Raw genomic sequence first — 17,083 nt, forward strand, 5'->3', positions numbered from 1 at the left:
CTTGCACAGTTACGTAAACTATGAAAATGTAGTTCCGAACACGCCAGGGTCCAATGTCATGCCGCCTCTCTCGACTCCATCTTTTGAAGCCCGCGATGCGCCGTTGGATCAGGCCTGCGCATTGATCGAAGAGGCGATAGCGGCAGCTCGTCCTCGACCGGTTGTGGTGTCGTTCTTCGACTCGACAACGTCTACGGTGAGTCATGTTGTGCGCGATCCCGACAGCGAAGCGTGCGCGATTGTCGACAGCGTGCTTGACTTCGATGCGCCTAGCGGTCGGACAAAAGACGAATCCGCACAGCGTCTCGTCGATTACGTCGGCGACAACGGCTTGAGGGTCGAGTGGCTGCTTGAAACCCATGCTCACGCGGATCATTTGTCGGCGGCGCCGTTGCTGCAGGCGCGTGTGGGCGGCAGGCTCGCGATCGGCGCGCACATCACTAGCGTGCAGGAAGACTTTGGGAAGATTTTTAACGCCGATACGCGATTCGCGCGTGACGGCAGCCAGTTCGATCAACTGTTCGCCGACGGCGACCGGTTCCGCATCGGCGGGCTAGAGGCCGTCGCACTGCACGTACCGGGCCACACGCCAGCCTGCATGGCTTATGTGATCGGTGATGCGGTGTTCCCCGGGGACACGCTGTTTATGCCCGACTATGGCACCGCACGCTGCGACTTTCCCGGCGGCAGTGCGGCCACGCTGTACCGCTCTATCCACCGTCTGCTCGCGCTGCCAGACGCGGCTCGCGTGTTTTTGTGCCACGACTACAAAGCACCGGGACGCGATGAGTTTGCGTGGGAGACAACAATTGGCGATCAGCGCACGGGCAATGTCCATGTGCGCGAAGGCGTTACCGAGGCAGCGTTCGTCGCTATGCGAGAGGCACGTGACGCGACGCTGTCGATGCCGAAACTGATCCTGCCGTCTGTGCAGGTGAATATGCGCGCCGGCCACCTGCCCGAGCCCGAGGACAACGGCGTGCGCTACCTGAAGCTGCCGATGGACGCGTTGTGAACGTCGCCTCGTTGCACTGGGGTTGGCCGGTCGCCGGCGGATTGATGATCGGCATCGCGGCCGCGCTTTACTTGATCGTCGCCGGCCGGGTGATGGGCGTGTCCGGCATGCTGGCCAGCGCGACCAGGCTCAGTCCGAATGGCGCGCGAGCGCAATCGGCACTGTTCATCGCGGGCCTGCTGGCGGGTACGGCGGCTGCGCTGGCTTGGATTCGCACACCTTCATTCGAAGTCACCACGTCGTGGCCGATATTGGTCGCCGGTGGGTTGCTGGTCGGCTACGGCACTAGGCTGGGCTCTGGATGCACCAGCGGCCACGGGGTCTGTGGCCTCGCACGTTTATCGCCGCGTTCGCTTGCCGCCACGGGTGTGTTTATGGCGACCGCAGCGGTGAGCGTTTTCGTCATGCGGCATGTGATCGGCGGTGGCGAGTGAGTCGCGCGATCGCGTTGATATGCGGTCTTCTGTTCGGCACGGGTCTGGTGATCTCGGACATGGTCAATCCTGCGCGCGTGCTGGCGTTTCTTGACGTTGCAGGCAGCTGGGATCCAACGCTGGCGCTGGTCATGGGCTCGGCATTGGTGCCCTCGGCGCTGGCCTATGCATGGCGCCGACGCCGTCAACGCCCACTGGCGGCGGCCAGCTTCCATGTGCCTGATAACCCGAGTATCGACGCGCGGCTGCTAGGCGGTGCCTCTCTATTCGGCATTGGCTGGGGTCTGGTTGGCCTATGCCCCGGGCCAGCGGTTGCGGCCCTCGTCACGCTGCAATGGCCGTTCCTCACGTTCGCCGCTGCAATGCTCGCTGGTATGACTATTTATCGCGTACTTCATGTGCGAACTGCTTGATCTCGGAGGAACTTTAATGCCTTACACCAGAATCGACGACCGCCTGTCCGTCGCATCCCAGATCGCCGTCGCCGACATCGCTGGGATAGCTGAAGCCGGCTTCACCACGCTGATCAGTAATCGGCCGGATGGCGAGGCAGACGACCAACCAGAGACTGCTACGCTCGCTGCCGAAGCGGAGCGCCACGGTTTGACGTTCGTGCACCAGCCAGTGGTCGGCAGCGCGATCGGCCCTGCCGACGTTGATGCCTTCGAAGCCGCGCTCGCACAGGCAACTGGTCCGACTCTCGCGTTCTGCCGAACAGGTACCCGCTCGACCACGCTGTGGGCGCTGGGTCAGGCGCGTCGACGTCCAGCTAGCGAGGTGCTGGCCGACGCGCAGAGCGCTGGGTACGACCTGTCCGCGTTGAGGCCGACACTTGAGGCGACCGCACCGGCGCCGACCCAGGTAACACGCGACGCGTTCGACGTGGTGGTGATTGGCGGGGGCGCCGCTGGCCTAGCGACGATGGCCAGCTTGCTGAAGCGCCGCGCGAACCTTCGTATATGCGTGGTCGATGCCGCCGATCAGCATGCCTACCAGCCTGGCTGGACTATGGTTGGCGCAGGCGTTTTCAACCTCGATGAAACACTCCGGCCGATGGCTTCACTGATTCCAGATTGCGTGACATGGAAGCGGACAGCGGCAGCGGAATTTGACTGCGAGCGCAACGAGGTGTCGCTGCAGAACGGCGAGTGTGTTGGTTACCGCGTGCTCGTGGTGGCGCCAGGCTTGACCTTGGATTGGGACGGCGTCCCGGGCCTGCGCGCCGCGCTGGGAAAGAACGGCGTGACATCCAATTATCGGCAGGATCTCGCGCCGTACACGTGGCAGCTTGTACAGCAATTGCGAGGCGGCCGTGCGCTCTTCACCCAGCCACCTATGCCTATCAAGTGTGCGGGAGCGCCGCAGAAAGCGATGTACCTGTCTGCTGACCATTGGCGGCGACAGGGCGTGTTGGGCGACATTGATATCCAGTTTCATAACGCGGGTGCAGTGCTGTTCGGGGTCGAGGCCTACGTGCCCGCGCTGATGCGTTATATCGAACGTTACGCGATAGGACTGAACCTCGGCTCGCGTTTGGTCGCGGTCGACGGCGAAGCGCGGACTGCAACATTCCAACGCCAAACGCCTGATGGCGTGAAATCAGACCAAGTACTTGGCTTCGACATGCTCCACGTCTGTCCGCCACAACGTGCGCCAAGCCTCGTACGTGACAGCGCCTTGGCCAATGAAGCCGGCTGGCTGGACGTCGCGCCGGACACATTGCGTCACGTGCGACATGCCAATGTCTTCGGTTTGGGCGACGCCACGAATACACCTAACGCAAAGACGGCCGCAGCGGCGCGTAAGCAAGCGCCGGTGGTGGCGGAAAATGTACTCGCGACTCTAGACGGTCTTCCACTGCCCGCCGCTTACGACGGCTACGGTTCGTGCCCGTTGACCGTAGAGCGCGGGAAAATCGTTCTCGCCGAGTTCGGCTACGGCGGCACTTTGATGCCGACCTTTCCACGCTGGCTCATCGACGGCCGCGAGCCTTCGCGGCTGGCGTGGCATCTCAAATCAGAAGCGTTGCCGGTTTTGTACTGGCACGGGATGCTGAAGGGGCGCGAATGGTTGTGCACACCACAGCCACGAGTGTCGAAGGCAGAGGGCTAAGCGGGAATGGACTTCATGCAGCTGGTGCTGGGTGGCCTGTCAGGTGTCTTGGTGGGATTCACCCTCGGACTTGTCGGTGGCGGCGGCTCGATCCTGGCTGTGCCTCTGATGGTCTACGTGGTAGGTGTCAACAATCCCCACATCGCAATAGGCACCAGCGCGCTCGCGGTTGCAGCCAATGCAGCTATGAACCTGGCAAACCACGCGCGCCGCGGTAACGTTCGCTGGGATTGCGCAGCTGTATTCGCGGCTGCAGGTGTGATTGGGGCCTACGGTGGCTCGACGCTGGGCAAGGCGATCGATGGCCAGAAGTTGCTGTTCTTGTTCGCGCTGCTGATGCTCGTAGTCGGCGCACTCATGCTGCGTGGGCGCGGTGAGGGCGGTAAGACGGATGTGCGCCTAGATCGCACCACCGGTCCCCGCCTGGCTGGATTAGGCGGCCTCGCTGGGGCGTTATCCGGCTTCTTCGGTATCGGCGGCGGCTTCCTGATAGTTCCCGGCCTGATTGCAGCTACAAGGATGCCAATGCTGCTGGCGATCGGTAGTTCACTCGTCGCGGTCACCGCGTTTGGGCTGACGACCGCGCTCAACTACGGGCGGTCAGGGCTAATTGATTGGACGCTGGCTGGTGTGTTCATCGGAGGCGGATTGGTTGGCGGCTTGATCGGCGCATCCGTCGCAACCCGCTTGGCTCAATCTCGCGGAACTTTGAACACAATTTTTGCGAGCTTGGTCTTTGTGGTGACCTTGTACATGCTCTATCAAAGTTTTATGGCGATGTAGCTCAAGGATTTCCCCCGCGAATCGCGTTGCGGCGCTTACCCGTTTCGGGCCGCCCCAGCATTTGGTTCGGTCATCCACTCCATCGATCTTGGCAGGAATCTGCTGACTTGGATCGTTGATTGCTTTGAAGGGCAATGTCATGAAGTACACCTCGCTATTCCTTATTCTTGTCGCACTCGCAGGCCCCAGCTGCGCATTTGCCACCGCATCGGCCATTCTTCCCGCAGTCGCTGACGCGGTTTCGCCTTCCCCGGGCGTCGTGTCGGCAGGTCGGCTAACGGCCGAGGACATTGCACGTGTCTACGATGCTGGAATACGTCACGTCATCGACCTTACTCCGGACGCGGAGACTCCTGATTTTGACGAGGCGGCTTCAGTCCGTGCGGCCGGCTTGCGGTATTCCAACCTGCCATTGCGCGGCGCAGTCGACCTCACCCGAGAGAACGTATTTGCGTTCGACTCAATTGTTCGGAATGCACAGCGACCCCTGCTGGTTCACTGTGCTAGCGGCAACCGCGTCGGCGCGATAGCGGCGCTTAGAGCCGCATGGGTGGATGGAGTGGAGACGGACGAGGCCATCGCGATCGGGAGAGCCTGGGGCCTTAAAGGGTTGGAGGAAGAGGTGCGCCGCAAGATTGAGGCTGCTGGCCCGTAGAGCAGGACAAGCGAGACGCTAACTAGCCAACGGTCAGGATATGCCGGGAAATTTTCGTACTGCGGTGTCGCGGACAAAGACTCAAACTACATATCCTTGAATAATTCGTGAAAGCGTTTCCTATGCCTACGTTTTATGCCGACGTGAGCGTAACGGCGCGTTGCACGTTTAAAGCGGCTATAGCGGCGCTGCAAGATCAGCGTTCTTCAGGCAAATGAGAGATCTTGCGAGAATCTATTCATGATTTGTCTGCAGCCAACGCTTAGACATTGGCCGACCCTGTGTCCGCTTCTGTCCGGAAGCGGACGTCGAAAGTCGCGCCATTGACCGCAGCTCTACTGCATAGGCCCAATGTTTTGATCAGCTGATGTTCTTTCCTAAGCGGGGAAGCGCCTTGATGTAGACCAACTCGCTCACGAGTTCGATCATCGTTTGGGTGACGATCACCGCCGGGATGAGCGGTAGCGCCCCCGGGATGGCGAGCCCTAGCGGGAGAACGACCAGTGAATTTCGGGTGCCAGTGCTGAACGCGATCGCGCGTCCTTGGTCCGCAGGCAACTTCGCGGCGCGCGCCACCAGCCACCCGAGCAGCGGCGCGGCCACGGCGAACACCACGTAGAAAGGCGCAGCCTGCAGCACCGCGTCCAGTGCCGGGCCGAGTTGCGGTGCGACGGCTGCGATCACCACGAATAGCACAGCCGCCGTTGCCGGTACCGGGAGGACGCCCAGGCCCGGAAGCGGACATAGTTGGAGCTCCCGAGCCCCCTGTAAAGACAGCAAAGTGCGCTGGGCGTAAGCCGGCAGAGCGGCTGGATAACCCAAGGGTGTGAGCCGCGACGCGCGCACGTGCTGTAAGACAAGCATGCAGAGGCGCTATATGCCCCGGAGTAGGACAACTACCGAAGTTGAAGTCAGCAGAGCGCTTGAGCTTCCTCGGAACTAACCAGGTCTCTGAGAAAATCAGGCTGAGATCTCGCCGCTCTTGATCGCGGCGGTCACCGACTCCTTGATTGCCTCAAGGCTCGAGTAGCGCGGGTTATAGCCGACACGGGTTCGCGCCTTCTCAGTTGAGAACGAGTGCCTCCGCGTGATGTGCTCCTCAGCATGATGGGCTTGAGCGGGCGACTGTGTAGCCTTCCAGGCCTCGAGCGGCTGAAACTCGATGTTCGGCTCGTGCCCGAACCATCGGTACAACGCCTCCGCATAGCATCCATACTGTGGTCTTCAGACACAGCGATTGTAGGGCAGGGTTCCACAACTGGGCGTGCTTGATCACTTTTTGAGGTGGTTCAGAACCCTGCCTCGCGGAGGACTGACGTTGGCCAGTGTGGATTGAGGTCAATAAGCGATCATGCTGTTGTCGGCTGGATGCTCTGGGAACGGCCGAGGTGGGAAGGTGATCAGGTCCACTGGCAACTCAACAAAGTCGTCCACACCCTTGTGTCGATACGGGTTCATCTTGTGCTGAGGTGGAACACCATCGAACACGTAATCTCGATCGGTTAGAGCGAAACCTAGCGGAAAGCACTTCATCGACCACAGGATGCTGTTCTGCCTGGTCACTAGGTTCATGATTCTCGCGTCCTTGGTGAGCACCACAGTGGGGAAGGGGAACAGCCAGTAGTGCAGGCTCAGCATGTCAGGCAAAGGCAACGCTGGATCCAGTAGGTAGTCCCGAAGCGGCTGCGTGATGTCGCCCTTCTTGTATCGGTTGACCCCTTGAGCGCACAGATGGCCGATCACCGATCGCATCACCCGTTGTGGCCTGATTCTGACGAACTGCACCCCTGGAATGTGCAGTGATGTCTTGGGCAGTGCAGTCACCGCATCCACCAAACGGAGCAACTCAGGGTCATACAGCGTGCCCAAGACATCACGATTGCACCTCTCGCATAGCGATCGAAAACGCACACCGTCGTTGACCTTCTGGTACTTGTGCCGCTGACTCTCCTTCAGGGGCTCCATCACCTCCATCACCTGCATGGGCACACAAGGTGCCCAGCCCTTAGGTGGGGTGTGATCAACAGTCATGGGGCCACAGGTGCCGCAGATGTTGCATTCGCCAACTTGTGGACCGCGAGTGACCTTGAGGGTCATGGATCGTCCTTGATTTGTTGGTTAGCGCGTCTTGTCGATCAGCCAGTCCACCAACCCGAACTTCACGATCAGTTTGGACACTTCAGTGCGTCCGAGCACACGCACGCTAGCGTCAAGCGATATCAGTTCCACATCACTGTTGTGCACAAAGAACATCAACTGATTTCGATCGTTTGCGGCTTCGATGTAGGTGTTGAGCGTGGCTTGGTTGGAGTCCGCTTTAACCTGTGCGAACGCCTTCTCGCCTGTGAGGGGCAGCTCAAGGGTGAGATCCACCGTCTTCTCATTCCCGCCTAGCCGATCGGTGCGCCTCCACCCTCCTGCCGACAGCAGCAGATCGGCCAAGATCTCAAAGTCCTGCCACTGAAGTTCACGGATGAGGCCGCGCACTTCTCCAACGAGGTGATCACGCGCCTCTTCCACCTTCAGGCCTTGAACAGAGCGCTCGCCATTGATCCGACGCAACAAGTGATCTGCTGCGCCGACAAGGCACGTGGTGCCTTGGAACATGCTCACCACATTGACCGTGCCGGGCAGCGTACTGCGCGATAGCGTCAGTCTGTTGGCGTCGAGACAGGACCACTTCCCTTTAACCTTGCGGTAACTGGACTGGCGCTCATCACCGACAGGCACAGCTTCGCCCGGTTCCAAGAAGCACCAGTACAGATTGCTTCTGTGAAACGTCACCCAAAGGGTGGTGCCGTCGTCCTCGAAGTACGCACGCAAGGAATTGGTAGCTGTGGTGGCAGTCTTCTTGCTGTGTGGCTTCCACTCTCGGCGCGCTTGAACGGGCTGGAATCGGGCGTGCCGTTCAACCACTCGTTCATCTTTGGCGTCGCCGGATCGTTGGGGGCGAGCATCGAGTACGCCTTGAACACGCACTTGCGCTGCAAGGCCACGTCAGGCGACACCATGCGCGCGCAGCTCATCCAGTCCGCAACGGCGGCGTGGATGACACGCGGATCGGCCTTCCCTGCGGCCTGCACCGGGCCGGCGGCCACCGTCTGGCCCAGCTTGTCCACCTCGACCACGTAGGGGATGAACTTCGACTGGCTGCCGATGTGGATCACGCCACCCACGCCGGCCAGCGCGATCAACAGCGACAGGATGCCGATCACCTGCCAGGTTTGGCGCTGCGAGACGACGCCGCCCACGTGATCGTTCCAGGTGCGGCGCGCGGCCAGGTAGGGGTTCTCGGCCTCGCCCGCACGGCGGCCGCCGGCGAGCGGTTCCTTCGAGCGGCGCGGATCGCGCGGCTCGGCGGAGTTGGCGGGCTTCTTGAAGATCAAGCCCTTGAGGGTGTCGGCGATGCTCATGCGGCCTCCAGGTAGTCGTTGAGATTCAGCCCACGGCCGGCCAGCCACTCATGCACCCATTCGTGGCCGAACTTGGCTTCGAGGCTCTTGATGGTGGCGACCGATTCCTTGTCGGACGCACCGACGAAGGCCAGGGCCATCGGCCCCAGGGCAAGGTCATAGAGACGGCGGCCGTTCTCCGAGACGTAGTAGTACTGACGCTTCGGAATGGCAGTCGCCAGGATTTCGATCTGACGCGCGTTGAGGCCCATACCCGCGCGACTTGCCCGCCATCACGCCCGACAGCTTCAAGACCCACCTGCGCGCCGAGCAGCGCCTTGCCGACGCCGCCGCCGGCAAGGTCGAGCTGGCCGGCGACGAGGCGGCCAAGCTCAAGGCGTCGATGTTGAGCGGCGCGCAGATCGCGGCGCTGTCCACGATGAAGCAGCACACCGACTTCAACGACTTGGCGCACAAGAGCGAGCTGGGCATCGAGGGCGTGAAGCGGCAGATCGGCGCGGCCATCAGCCAGGTGCAGCGCGACGAGCAGCAGCACCAGGAGCAGAAGCACGTCGAGAAAAAGCAACAGCAGATCGAGCAGCGCCCACGGCGGGCCGCTCGCATCGGATAAGTCGAAAAATCCGGCTAAAGTGGCCGAGCTGCACATCAGGCCGCGCGGTTTTCCTCCCTGATCGCCGGCGCGGTTTCTTCCTCCCTGAACCGCATGCAGACTTGCCGCCTCGGACACCCCGAGGCGGTTTTTTTTCGCCTCGCTCGGGGTCTCCTCGTTTTCAGTGCAATAAGTGACGGTACGCAAAGCTAGCACTGGCGCGGGGGTGGTCTGGGTAGACCGTTGATTTCATTGACTTTCCTGTTCGCTTTGTAAACGGGTATGGTGGCCTCCCACTTTTGAGGTTCACGATGCAGGGTTGGCACACAACGTTTTTGGGGATGCGTGGGCTCCCCCGCGATATCAGCGACTTCGAGATGAAGGCATTTTTCACCTTCGATGGTGCCGAGCGCGACGCAATCAATGCACGCCGAGGTGATTCCCACAAGCTTGGTCTGGCGCTCCATATTGGTTTCCTGCGCATGAGTGGGCGTTTGCTCGGTGCCTTTCGGGTAATTCCAGTAGCCTTGTGGCGCCACCTTGGCAACGAGCTTGGCATTGCAGCACCAGAAGTCGCCTCGCTGAGAGCCATGTATGAACGCGGGCGCACGCTATTCGATCACCAACAAGTAGCCTGCACGGTCCTTGGATTCCAGTGGATGAGCGAGCACCAGCGCCGCTCACTGGTACGTGAACTGCGCGACGAAGTGGCGCGCTGCGCCGACCGCGATCAGCTACTCGTGCGGGCGCGTCAATGGCTGTACAAGAACAAGCTGGTGATCGTGCACGAGCGGGCAATTCGGACACTGATTGCGGCGGCACTTGCCCAGCTTGAAGTTGAAACAGGCACCGCCATCGCCGCCAGCGTTGATCCAGCAACACTTGATCGCTGGCGAGCCTCAGTTTCAGAGCTGCGCCCAGATGGACAAACCCAGCAGAGTTGGCTATGGGCTGCACCGGCGAAACACTCAACCCGCCAAATCAGCGAGGTACTGGAGCGCATCGACCTGCTTTACACGCTGGACGTTCATAAGCACCTGGCAGACATCCCCGATCTCATCTTGCGCCGCTACGCGCGCCGACTTGTCTCCAGGCCGCCCTCAGCCGGAGCCAAGATCAAAGAGCCAGCGCGCACCGTGGAGGTCGCATGCTTTCTTCGGTATTGCCTGTTCACCACCACAGACCAGTTGATCCTTATGGTGCAGCGCCGGATCGCCGATCTGTGGCGTCAGGCTGCCGCCGATGTCCCCGCTACCGTCAATTGGGCCGCAATGTACAAAACGCTGCTCGGCGAACTTGTTGCCTTGAGCGCGCAAGGTGCGGTGCCAGATGCTGAGTTGCGTGCCCGTCTTGAAGCCTTGATCACCGAAACCCAGAAACGCAAACCACCGAGCAGGGCCTCCCTGGTCCGCGAGGGATTGATTGATGGAATTCGCCCCGTGCGGTCGTTGCTCGTCGCCATTGCAAAGCTGCCCTGGCAGGCCACCGGCGAGCATCCTGCCATCGAGTACCTTGCCAAGCTGCAAGCTTTATATCTCAAAGGATCCAGAAAGCTGCCAGTTGAAGTGGTGGCACCAAGTCTGGGAATGATCTGGCAGGTTTCGATCTCCAGCCCAGACCGGGAACGGGCGTTTCAGGCGTTGGAGGTGGCCACCCTGTTTGCCCTGCGCCGCGCGGTGCGCAATGGCTCGGTCTGGATTGAGCACAGCCTGAGCTTTCGGGGTCGTGCGCGCTTGTTCTTCACGGACGAGCGTTGGCAGGCAGAGTCCAAGAAACACTATGCCCGTCTATCGTTACCCAGCAAGGCTGCCACTTTCTTGAAGCCTTTGCTGGCCAGAGTAACTGCCGGTGTCGATGCGGTGGCCGCTGCAGCCCGCAGTGGCGTACTGCGCGTGGATGATGAACTCCATTTGTCGCCATTGCCCGCAGAGGACGAAGACCCAGAAGTGACCAAGCTGCGCGCGGCTTTGGATCACCGCATCGGTGAGGTTCAATTGCCGGAAGTGATTCTGGCCGTTGACGCCCAGGTGCGCTTTAGCTGGATCATGCTCGGACGTGAGCCGCGCTCTACCGACGAGCTGCTGATGGTCTATGCCGGCATCATGGCCCACGGCACCAGTCTGACTGCGGTCGAATGCGCGCGCATGATTCCGCAGCAGAAGGCGGCGCGGCAGTGCTGCCTCAACTTCGGGTGTCACGTCTGTGCTCCTTGAAGAAGCGGCGCCGTCGGTCTGTGCCGGCGGCGCCGCCTTGAGAGGTCGTCCGGCGCACCCACGATCAGCGGGTGCACCTGCTGCTTAGCGCTGACTTCAGCTCAGTTCGCCGCCGAAGCGCTGCACGCCCTTGCCGGTGGCAAAGTTGTGCAGTCCGAAGCTCGGGAAGGTGCCGCGCAGGCCTTCGAACTTGCCGGTGGAATCGACCACCTTGTGCATGACGGTGAGCGAGACCTCGTCGATGCCCGGCACCTGGATGCCTGTGGCGGTGTCGACCGTCGAGATGCGGCTGCCGTCGCGGCTCATGAATTCATGAACCATCGTGAAGCTCGCGCGGCCGTCGACGAACTTGATTTCACTGGTGGCCTTGGCCCAGATCGGGCCGTCGAAGTCACCGTCGCCGGTGGCCAGGAAGGTTTCGATATGCGGCAGGTATTGCAAGGCGGCGAAAGCGCCGATGCTGAGGGGCTTGGACATGATGCACTCCTAGGTTGGTGTTGGCCTGATGAATAGGCCGCGGGGACGGACGCTGCCGACGCTCGTCACGCCGGCAGCACCGGGATCACTTGCTGTTGCTCAGGCGGAAGCTGATCACCTTGGCAGCGTCCGTCTTGGAAGCGTTGACGACCTGCGTGTCGGGTGCGCTCTTGGGCTGATAGAACGTTTGACCCGTCAGATAGACGATCGGCGCTTCACCGCGCACTTTGACGCTGACCGCACCCTTGTCGTCGTATTCGTGGCGGTATAGCTTGCCGCCGCGCCGGCTGTCCATCACGTAGGGCGGATCGGCGTAGACGAACTCGGAGCCGGTGAACTGGTGGGACTCCAGCCAGGCCACGGCGTCGCCGTGGTGCAGCTCCAGGCCGGGCACGTCGAGCTGCTGCCAGACCTCGATCACCTCGGGATCAACGTCGATGCCGACGCTGCGGGCAGCGGGCCGCTTGCGCTCCAGGATGTTGCCGCCGCCCAGGTGCGTTTCGATGTACGTGTCGTGAGGCGGGATGTTGTTGATGATCGTCTGGTAGACGCCGGCACCGCCCTTGCCGCCGGGGTATCTCATGGCCTTCTTCCTGGAGTAAATCGGGACTTGGCCAGCATCGTCAGAAATGGCGATGCTGTCAAGGGAAGCCGGCCGGGCCTGCATCGTCAGAGCCGACGATGCGAAGCTGCTGGAGCGTCCTGCAGCACCGCCAGGAATGGCGATGCCGGATCGCTCAGTAGGTGGGGATGTAGACCACCTCAATGTCCACGCGCTGGTTCTCGCGCCGGCCCTCGGCCGTCGAGTTGTCTGCCACGAAATCGGCGGCCGATGCGAAGTTCACCATGATCTTGAGCGGCGAGACGCCGCGCGCCACCAAGTACGACCTGGCCGAGAGCGCACGGCGTAGTGCAAGGGCCTCATCGGCCGCGCTGGGCCGTAGTGTGCTGGTGCGCCCGCTGATGTAGATGATCGCCGCATTCCTAGCGTCGGCCAGCAGCTCCAGGGCCTCTGGCGTCGGCTGGAATGTCGCGCTGCTGTCGGGGAAGGACACCGATACGCCGGACTTGATCGGCGTGCCGAAGTTGCCGGCGTCGCCGGCGGCCAGTGCGCTTTGCGCGCTGACCAGGAACGCCAGAGAGAGGGCCAGAAGAACGGGTTTTCGCATGGGGCAGGACTCCAATCAGAAGAACAGGTAGCCGGCCTTGCTCATGGGGATGCGGATCAACCAGAGCGAGGCCAGGTGCAGCGGGTAATAGGCGTAGAAGGCCCAGCGCAGGCGCGGCACGCGCACATCCACCCGCGAGGCCAGGAAGAGCACCGGCAGGGCTGCCAAGGCCCACAGGTTGCGATTGACGAACCACAGGGCCGCGCAGGCCAGCACCGCGACCGCCGCGGCGGCCCAGCTCGGCCGGCGCGTGTACGACCACACCGCCAGGCCGAAAGCCACGGCCGGCCACCAATATTCGACCGAGCTGCCGCCGACCAGGAACACCACGCCGGCGGCCGCCAGGTGCAGCTTGCCGCCACGTTCGACCAGGTAAGCCGTGGCCGTGACGACCAGCAGCGTGAACATCACGTTGAGCGGCCACCAACCGGCGTACAGGCCGCCGAGGGCCACGAAGGGCACGGAGGCCAGCGCGCCGAACATCGCCAGGCGCGACATGGTGCGGCCGTACACGCCGCGTTCGAGCGTGCCCGGCCGGGCCAGGTTGTAGGCCAGGACGAACACGAAAAGGGGGAGCGCCACGCGGCCGGCCTCGAACAGCACCGGCAGCGTCGCGTTGAACAGGTACTTGTTGACGTGATCGCCGGTCATGAGAACCAGTGCGAGCCACTTCAACGCTTCGACGGTTCCATCAGGAATCCGCAGGGCCTTCATCAGCGCCGGCCCCCGCGAATCGCGTAGGCGCGCAGCACCAGGAAGATGATGTAGAGCGCTGGCAGTGAGAGCACGAAGGCGATGGGCTTGCCGATCCACGCCGGCAGCGCCCACAGCAGAAGGCCCAAGGCGAAGATCGGGCCGAGGCCCAGCAGAAGCAAATCGAGCTGGTTCTTGGCCTGTCCTTCCGCCCACTTGCAATAGGCTTGAAGCAACCGGCCGACGCCCAGCGTGTACCGCATCATGAAGGCGTGGAATTTGTCCATGTTTAGCCGCTAAATCGGAAGAGCCGGCCTACTCGGCCGACCCCTCGCGTGAAGTGTTGAAAGACACCGTGCGGGGCACGTAGCCGGCCACCGACACGCTGCGAGCTGCTGCGGCCGCTGGGGCGGCCTGCTGGGGTGCTGGTGCCGGCCTGGCCGCCGGCGTCGCCCGCTGGGCCACCGTCGCGGGCTGGCTGGGCGTCGAGGGCGTGGCCCCGGCCTTCGTCACGTCAAGCGTGACGAACCGAGCTTCGAGCCAATCGGCCCACTTCGACGCCTTGCGCATCAAGTCGGCCCGGTACACCGCGTTGTACTGCGGCGTGCGCGAGTGGTAGTTCGCCGCCTTCGTCCAGAGGTCGCCCTTGTCGTTGCGGATGTGCATCCGCAGCCGCCAGGCGGCCAGGTCGAACGAGTAGCAGCCGGCAGCCGCCACATCGTTCGCCGTGATGCCGTATCGGGCCAGGTCGCCCAGGTACGCGGTGTTGAACTGCATCGGGCCAACGTCATGCGTGCCATTCGAGTTGCGCACCCACTGGCCCGGCTTGCCGCCCTCTTTCTCGGCGACGGCCAACACGATGTTGACCGGCACCTCGTACTTGACGGCGGCCGAGATCGAGCAGACGACGCGCTCCTGGAGCTGCGGCGGCAGATCGGCGAAGAACGGCATGCCCTCCCCTCCCTCAGTTCAGCCAGGACTGACGGCGGCGCTCTTCGTCCTCGCGCCGGATGCGTTCGTTGTACTCGGCCAAGGCGCGGTCATAGTCGCGCGCTTCGACCCAATACCCGCCCCGCTCTGGCGTCCCGACATAGCGCGGCAGCGTGCCGCTGCTGGCGAAGTCGGTGTAGGCGTGGCCGGTGTAGGCCCCGCAGTAGTCAGGCAACTGGTTGCTGATGTACGTGCGCCCATCGTCGTAGCCGCCCGTCCACATCACCAACGTCGAGTTCAGCGACTGCGCGTCGCAACGGCCAGCGCCGCGCGAGATCGCCGACACGAGCGACTGCATTTCCGGCGTCTGGCTCGCCACCGGGCAAAGCTGGAGGAAGTTCAGGCGGGCGCGGATCGTGTCCGACAGCTTGCGCTTCGTGATGTTGAAGTACCGCGACAGCGACGGCGTGCATTCGCTCGGGCGCGTGCCCGACGACAGGCACAGGATCGCCTCGCAGGCCAGGCGCGTGTCGCCGGTCAGCACGTCTTGCGCGCTGGCCGTGCCGGCGGTCGATCCGAGGGCTGCCACGAGGGCGGCCAGGGCAAACAGTTTCTTCTTCATGGTTGGACTCTCCTTGGTTACGCAGTTGTGCCGTCGCGGCCTTGCTCGCGGTTGGCGAACGCAGCTACTTCGGACTCGGGATCGGCATCGGCGGGGCCGCCTGCCAGGCTGTTGTCGCCGAAGCTCGGCGCGGGCTGCTGGTCGGGCACGTCGATGTTCTCGGCCGTGCCGCTTCCTTGCGCCTTGATCGCGGCGGCGATCTTTCCGCCAGTGGTGTCGGCGATCCGCTCGGCTGCGGCTTCGCGCAGGCTCGCGGCTTTGGCCTTGGCAACATCGGCGGTTCCCTTCGCCAAGTTCGCGCCGGCGTCGGCGGCGATGCGGCCGGCCGTGCCGAGGGCCGATGCGGCCGATGCGAGCAAGCCGGGGCCGGTGCTGCCCGGTGCGGCCTGCTGCCCTTGCCCTGCCCCGCCGGCGGGCTTGGGTTCGTTCTTGGCGGCCTTGTCGGCACTGCTGCCGGTGCTGGCCGTCGAGCTGCTGCCCTGGCCGCCGGCGTCGGCTTTGCCGCCGCCCTTATCGCCGCCCTTCGAGCTGCCCGAGCTGCTGCCGGTCGAGGGGCTGCCGCCACCCGACGAAGAGCCACCGCCGGAGCTGCCGCTAAAGCCCGCAGCCTGAGCGAAGGGCGTGCTGCCGGTGCCGGCGTCGCCGCCGCCGCCCGCACCGCCGCCCGAGCTGCCGCCGCCCGAGAAGGCCGACATAACGTCCGTGCCTGCCGACACGTTCTCATTGGCCTTCGAGAAGGCGGCCATGACGGCAGAGGCACCACCGGCGGCCGAGGCTGCGCCGGCGGCCAGAGCGGCGCCGCCGGTCGCGGCCGCTGCTGCTGCCATGCCTGCGGCACCCAACGCAGCGCCTGCACCGAACTGGCCGATGCCGGCACCGCCCACGCTCGCGCCGGTGATGATCCCGGCGATGAGCGGCGGAATCTTGTTGACCAACGCCAAGAGGATGATGACGACGATCAGCATCACGCCCATTTCCTTGAGGCTGATGCCGGCGCTCATGCGCGAGTAGTAGTCATCGAGGAAGGTCTTGCCGATGCCCACCAGGAGCACCATTGCGAAGAGCTGCGCGGCCACGCCCAGGACGACCTTGTAGTAGTTGATCGCCATGTCGGAAGTCCAGCGCGAACCACCGAAGCCGAGGAAGAACACGCCGCCGTAGGCGAGCACCCAGCCCGACGCGAGCAGCAGAAGCATATTCACACCGACCAGGGCCAGGATGACCAGGATCGCCACGGCCATGAGGATGCCGGCCATGCTGTCCACCGGCGACCACACCGAGGACTGATCCATCACCTTGTCGAAGATCGCAAAGCCCACGTCCACGATGCCCGAGGGCGACAGAGCATTGCCCAGGCCCGTCGCGTTGCCGGCGAGCTGCCGCAACGACGCATAGATGGACGAGGCGAAGTTAGGGCCGTTGGTCAGCGCCCACCAGAAGAAGCCGGTAAAGATCGTGAAGCGGACGAACTCCGCGAAGAACTCGCCAATGTCGGCCTTGCGCAAGGCCATCATGCCGAACGTCCAGACCATCGAGATCACAACCAGCGTCCAGAAGAGCCAGGTTGCGGCCGTGGTGATGACACCGGCCCAGCCGCTCGCGGCGGCCTGGTAGCGATCCAGCACGCTATCGAACACGCCGGCGTTGTCGATGGCCGCGTGGGCATCGACCGCGAAGAACGCCAGCCAGACGAACAGCGGCAGGGCGAGGGTTTTTAGATTGGCTGGCATTCTCATCGTCAGCACCTCACCATTCGCGTTTCGGGCTGGGCTTGAAATCCCCACCACGACGCAAGCACAGCGACGAAAAAGCCTGCTGGACGCCCTTGTCCTCGATCTTGGCGATGTTCTCGGGCTTGCAGTTCTCGTCGTTCACTTCCGGCATGGGGGCCGTGGCCGGCTTGTTGTCGCAGCCGGCGACCAAGGCCGCCACGAGGGCGGCCGAGGCCAAGGACAGAGCCTTGATTGCTTTCATGAAT

The 17,083-nt window shown here is 63.0% G+C and carries 19 protein-coding genes and 3 pseudogenes; 8 read left to right on the top strand and 14 right to left on the bottom strand.

Going from position 1 to position 17,083, the window contains the following annotated elements:
* The first annotated feature begins 58 nt into the window (after positions 1–58).
* The 6 genes from QMX80_RS01915 to QMX80_RS01940 all read left to right on the top strand — a co-directional run bounded on the left by QMX80_RS01915 (position 59) and on the right by QMX80_RS01940 (position 4,999).
* Positions 59–1,015, top strand: coding sequence for an MBL fold metallo-hydrolase (locus QMX80_RS01915; RefSeq protein WP_282274966.1), 957 nt, complete (start codon positions 59–61; stop codon positions 1,013–1,015).
* Positions 1,012–1,449, top strand: coding sequence for a YeeE/YedE thiosulfate transporter family protein (locus QMX80_RS01920; RefSeq protein WP_282274939.1), 438 nt, complete (start codon positions 1,012–1,014; stop codon positions 1,447–1,449). The genes QMX80_RS01915 and QMX80_RS01920 overlap by 4 nt, the downstream gene beginning before the upstream one ends.
* Positions 1,446–1,862, top strand: a complete 417-nt coding sequence (locus QMX80_RS01925; protein ID WP_282274940.1) for a DUF6691 family protein — start codon at positions 1,446–1,448, stop codon at positions 1,860–1,862. The genes QMX80_RS01920 and QMX80_RS01925 overlap by 4 nt, the downstream gene beginning before the upstream one ends.
* Positions 1,863–1,878: 16 nt before the next feature.
* Entirely contained in the window at positions 1,879–3,561 is a 1,683-nt protein-coding gene (locus tag QMX80_RS01930; protein WP_282274941.1) for a bifunctional protein tyrosine phosphatase family protein/NAD(P)/FAD-dependent oxidoreductase, read from the top strand.
* Positions 3,562–3,567: 6 nt separating this feature from the next.
* Complete coding sequence (locus tag QMX80_RS01935) at positions 3,568–4,344, top strand: sulfite exporter TauE/SafE family protein (protein WP_345782337.1); 777 nt, start codon at positions 3,568–3,570, stop codon at positions 4,342–4,344.
* Between the two features lie 139 nt (positions 4,345–4,483).
* Complete coding sequence (locus QMX80_RS01940) at positions 4,484–4,999, top strand: sulfur transferase domain-containing protein (protein ID WP_282274944.1); 516 nt, start codon at positions 4,484–4,486, stop codon at positions 4,997–4,999.
* Between the two features lie 360 nt (positions 5,000–5,359).
* Here the strand turns inward: QMX80_RS01940 and QMX80_RS01945 are convergent, their stop codons facing one another.
* From QMX80_RS01945 to QMX80_RS01965, 5 genes and pseudogenes are all read right to left on the bottom strand, one after another.
* Positions 5,360–5,683 carry a hypothetical protein gene (locus tag QMX80_RS01945; protein ID WP_282274945.1) on the bottom strand — a complete coding sequence of 108 codons (324 nt, stop codon included), beginning with the start codon at positions 5,681–5,683 and terminating at the stop codon, positions 5,360–5,362.
* A 654-nt stretch (positions 5,684–6,337) separates the two neighbouring features.
* Positions 6,338–7,096: a hypothetical protein gene (locus tag QMX80_RS01950; protein WP_282274946.1), complete on the bottom strand. Its 759-nt coding sequence runs from the start codon at positions 7,094–7,096 to the stop codon at positions 6,338–6,340.
* Positions 7,097–7,117: 21 nt separating this feature from the next.
* A complete protein-coding gene (locus QMX80_RS01955) occupies positions 7,118–7,822 on the bottom strand; it encodes a hypothetical protein (protein WP_282274947.1) in 705 nt (234 codons plus the stop codon).
* The gene (locus QMX80_RS01960) at positions 7,780–8,412 is read right to left on the bottom strand and encodes a VirB8/TrbF family protein (protein ID WP_282274948.1); all 633 of its coding nucleotides are present in this window, start codon (positions 8,410–8,412) and stop codon (positions 7,780–7,782) included. Before QMX80_RS01960 ends, QMX80_RS01955 begins: the two co-directional genes overlap by 43 nt.
* A pseudogene (locus QMX80_RS01965) lies at positions 8,409–8,663 on the bottom strand (conjugal transfer protein TrbE); the annotation flags it as partial. The gene QMX80_RS01960 and the pseudogene QMX80_RS01965, both read right to left, overlap by 4 nt.
* On the opposite strand from QMX80_RS01965, the pseudogene QMX80_RS01970 reads away from it, so the two are divergent.
* A pseudogene (locus QMX80_RS01970) lies at positions 8,663–9,022 on the top strand (DNA primase); the annotation flags it as partial. The pseudogenes QMX80_RS01965 and QMX80_RS01970 sit on opposite strands and share 1 nt — an antisense overlap.
* A gap of 290 nt (positions 9,023–9,312) precedes the next feature.
* Positions 9,313–11,157: pseudogene (locus QMX80_RS01975) on the top strand (Tn3-like element IS1071 family transposase); the annotation flags it as partial.
* 153 nt (positions 11,158–11,310) lie between these two features.
* Here the strand turns inward: QMX80_RS01975 and QMX80_RS01980 are convergent.
* The 9 genes from QMX80_RS01980 to trbK all read right to left on the bottom strand — a co-directional run bounded on the left by QMX80_RS01980 (position 11,311) and on the right by trbK (position 17,079).
* Positions 11,311–11,691 (bottom strand): hypothetical protein, encoded by a 381-nt coding sequence (locus QMX80_RS01980; RefSeq protein WP_282274950.1) that lies wholly within the window; start codon positions 11,689–11,691, stop codon positions 11,311–11,313.
* 85 nt (positions 11,692–11,776) lie between these two features.
* Entirely contained in the window at positions 11,777–12,274 is a 498-nt protein-coding gene (locus QMX80_RS01985) for an SAM-dependent methyltransferase (RefSeq protein WP_011655360.1), read from the bottom strand.
* 154 nt (positions 12,275–12,428) lie between these two features.
* Positions 12,429–12,860, bottom strand: a complete 432-nt coding sequence (locus tag QMX80_RS01990; protein ID WP_001665065.1) for an OmpA family protein — start codon at positions 12,858–12,860, stop codon at positions 12,429–12,431.
* Between the two features lie 15 nt (positions 12,861–12,875).
* Entirely contained in the window at positions 12,876–13,574 is a 699-nt protein-coding gene (locus QMX80_RS01995) for a TraX family protein (RefSeq protein ID WP_011114053.1), read from the bottom strand.
* On the bottom strand, positions 13,574–13,840 hold the full coding sequence (locus QMX80_RS02000; protein WP_010890140.1) for a hypothetical protein: 267 nt from the start codon (positions 13,838–13,840) through the stop codon (positions 13,574–13,576). The genes QMX80_RS01995 and QMX80_RS02000 overlap by 1 nt, the downstream gene beginning before the upstream one ends.
* A 28-nt stretch (positions 13,841–13,868) precedes the next feature.
* A complete protein-coding gene (locus QMX80_RS02005) occupies positions 13,869–14,504 on the bottom strand; it encodes a transglycosylase SLT domain-containing protein (protein ID WP_011114052.1) in 636 nt (211 codons plus the stop codon).
* Positions 14,505–14,517: 13 nt separating this feature from the next.
* On the bottom strand, positions 14,518–15,105 hold the full coding sequence (locus tag QMX80_RS02010) for a TrbM/KikA/MpfK family conjugal transfer protein (RefSeq protein WP_010890138.1): 588 nt from the start codon (positions 15,103–15,105) through the stop codon (positions 14,518–14,520).
* A gap of 17 nt (positions 15,106–15,122) precedes the next feature.
* Positions 15,123–16,841, bottom strand: a complete 1,719-nt coding sequence (trbL, locus tag QMX80_RS02015) for a P-type conjugative transfer protein TrbL (RefSeq protein ID WP_011114051.1) — start codon at positions 16,839–16,841, stop codon at positions 15,123–15,125.
* Between the two features lie 10 nt (positions 16,842–16,851).
* Positions 16,852–17,079 carry an entry exclusion lipoprotein TrbK gene (gene trbK / locus QMX80_RS02020; protein WP_000644148.1) on the bottom strand — a complete coding sequence of 76 codons (228 nt, stop codon included), beginning with the start codon at positions 17,077–17,079 and terminating at the stop codon, positions 16,852–16,854.
* Positions 17,080–17,083: the final 4 nt, after the last annotated feature.

The sequence above is a fragment of the Stenotrophomonas sp. PS02297 genome (assembly GCF_029959705.1).
GTDB lineage: Bacteria > Pseudomonadota > Gammaproteobacteria > Xanthomonadales > Xanthomonadaceae > Stenotrophomonas > Stenotrophomonas nitritireducens.

What these genes read in the sequence shown, in the direction of transcription:
- QMX80_RS01915 (WP_282274966.1), top strand. Translation starts at nt 59, where the DNA reads ATGCCGCCTCTCTCGACTCCATCTTTTGAAGCCCGCGATGCGCCGTTG.
- QMX80_RS01930 (WP_282274941.1), top strand. Translation starts at nt 1,879, where the DNA reads ATGCCTTACACCAGAATCGACGACCGCCTGTCCGTCGCATCCCAGATC.
- QMX80_RS01935 (WP_345782337.1), top strand. Translation starts at nt 3,568, where the DNA reads ATGGACTTCATGCAGCTGGTGCTGGGTGGCCTGTCAGGTGTCTTGGTG.
- QMX80_RS01940 (WP_282274944.1), top strand. Translation starts at nt 4,484, where the DNA reads ATGAAGTACACCTCGCTATTCCTTATTCTTGTCGCACTCGCAGGCCCC.
- QMX80_RS01950 (WP_282274946.1), bottom strand. Translation starts at nt 7,096, where the DNA reads ATGACCCTCAAGGTCACTCGCGGTCCACAAGTTGGCGAATGCAACATC.
- QMX80_RS01960 (WP_282274948.1), bottom strand. Translation starts at nt 8,412, where the DNA reads ATGAGCATCGCCGACACCCTCAAGGGCTTGATCTTCAAGAAGCCCGCC.
- QMX80_RS01980 (WP_282274950.1), bottom strand. Translation starts at nt 11,691, where the DNA reads ATGTCCAAGCCCCTCAGCATCGGCGCTTTCGCCGCCTTGCAATACCTG.
- QMX80_RS01985 (WP_011655360.1), bottom strand. Translation starts at nt 12,274, where the DNA reads ATGAGATACCCCGGCGGCAAGGGCGGTGCCGGCGTCTACCAGACGATC.
- QMX80_RS01990 (WP_001665065.1), bottom strand. Translation starts at nt 12,860, where the DNA reads ATGCGAAAACCCGTTCTTCTGGCCCTCTCTCTGGCGTTCCTGGTCAGC.
- QMX80_RS01995 (WP_011114053.1), bottom strand. Translation starts at nt 13,574, where the DNA reads ATGAAGGCCCTGCGGATTCCTGATGGAACCGTCGAAGCGTTGAAGTGG.
- QMX80_RS02000 (WP_010890140.1), bottom strand. Translation starts at nt 13,840, where the DNA reads ATGGACAAATTCCACGCCTTCATGATGCGGTACACGCTGGGCGTCGGC.
- QMX80_RS02005 (WP_011114052.1), bottom strand. Translation starts at nt 14,504, where the DNA reads ATGCCGTTCTTCGCCGATCTGCCGCCGCAGCTCCAGGAGCGCGTCGTC.
- QMX80_RS02010 (WP_010890138.1), bottom strand. Translation starts at nt 15,105, where the DNA reads ATGAAGAAGAAACTGTTTGCCCTGGCCGCCCTCGTGGCAGCCCTCGGA.
- trbL (WP_011114051.1), bottom strand. Translation starts at nt 16,841, where the DNA reads ATGAGAATGCCAGCCAATCTAAAAACCCTCGCCCTGCCGCTGTTCGTC.
- trbK (WP_000644148.1), bottom strand. Translation starts at nt 17,079, where the DNA reads ATGAAAGCAATCAAGGCTCTGTCCTTGGCCTCGGCCGCCCTCGTGGCG.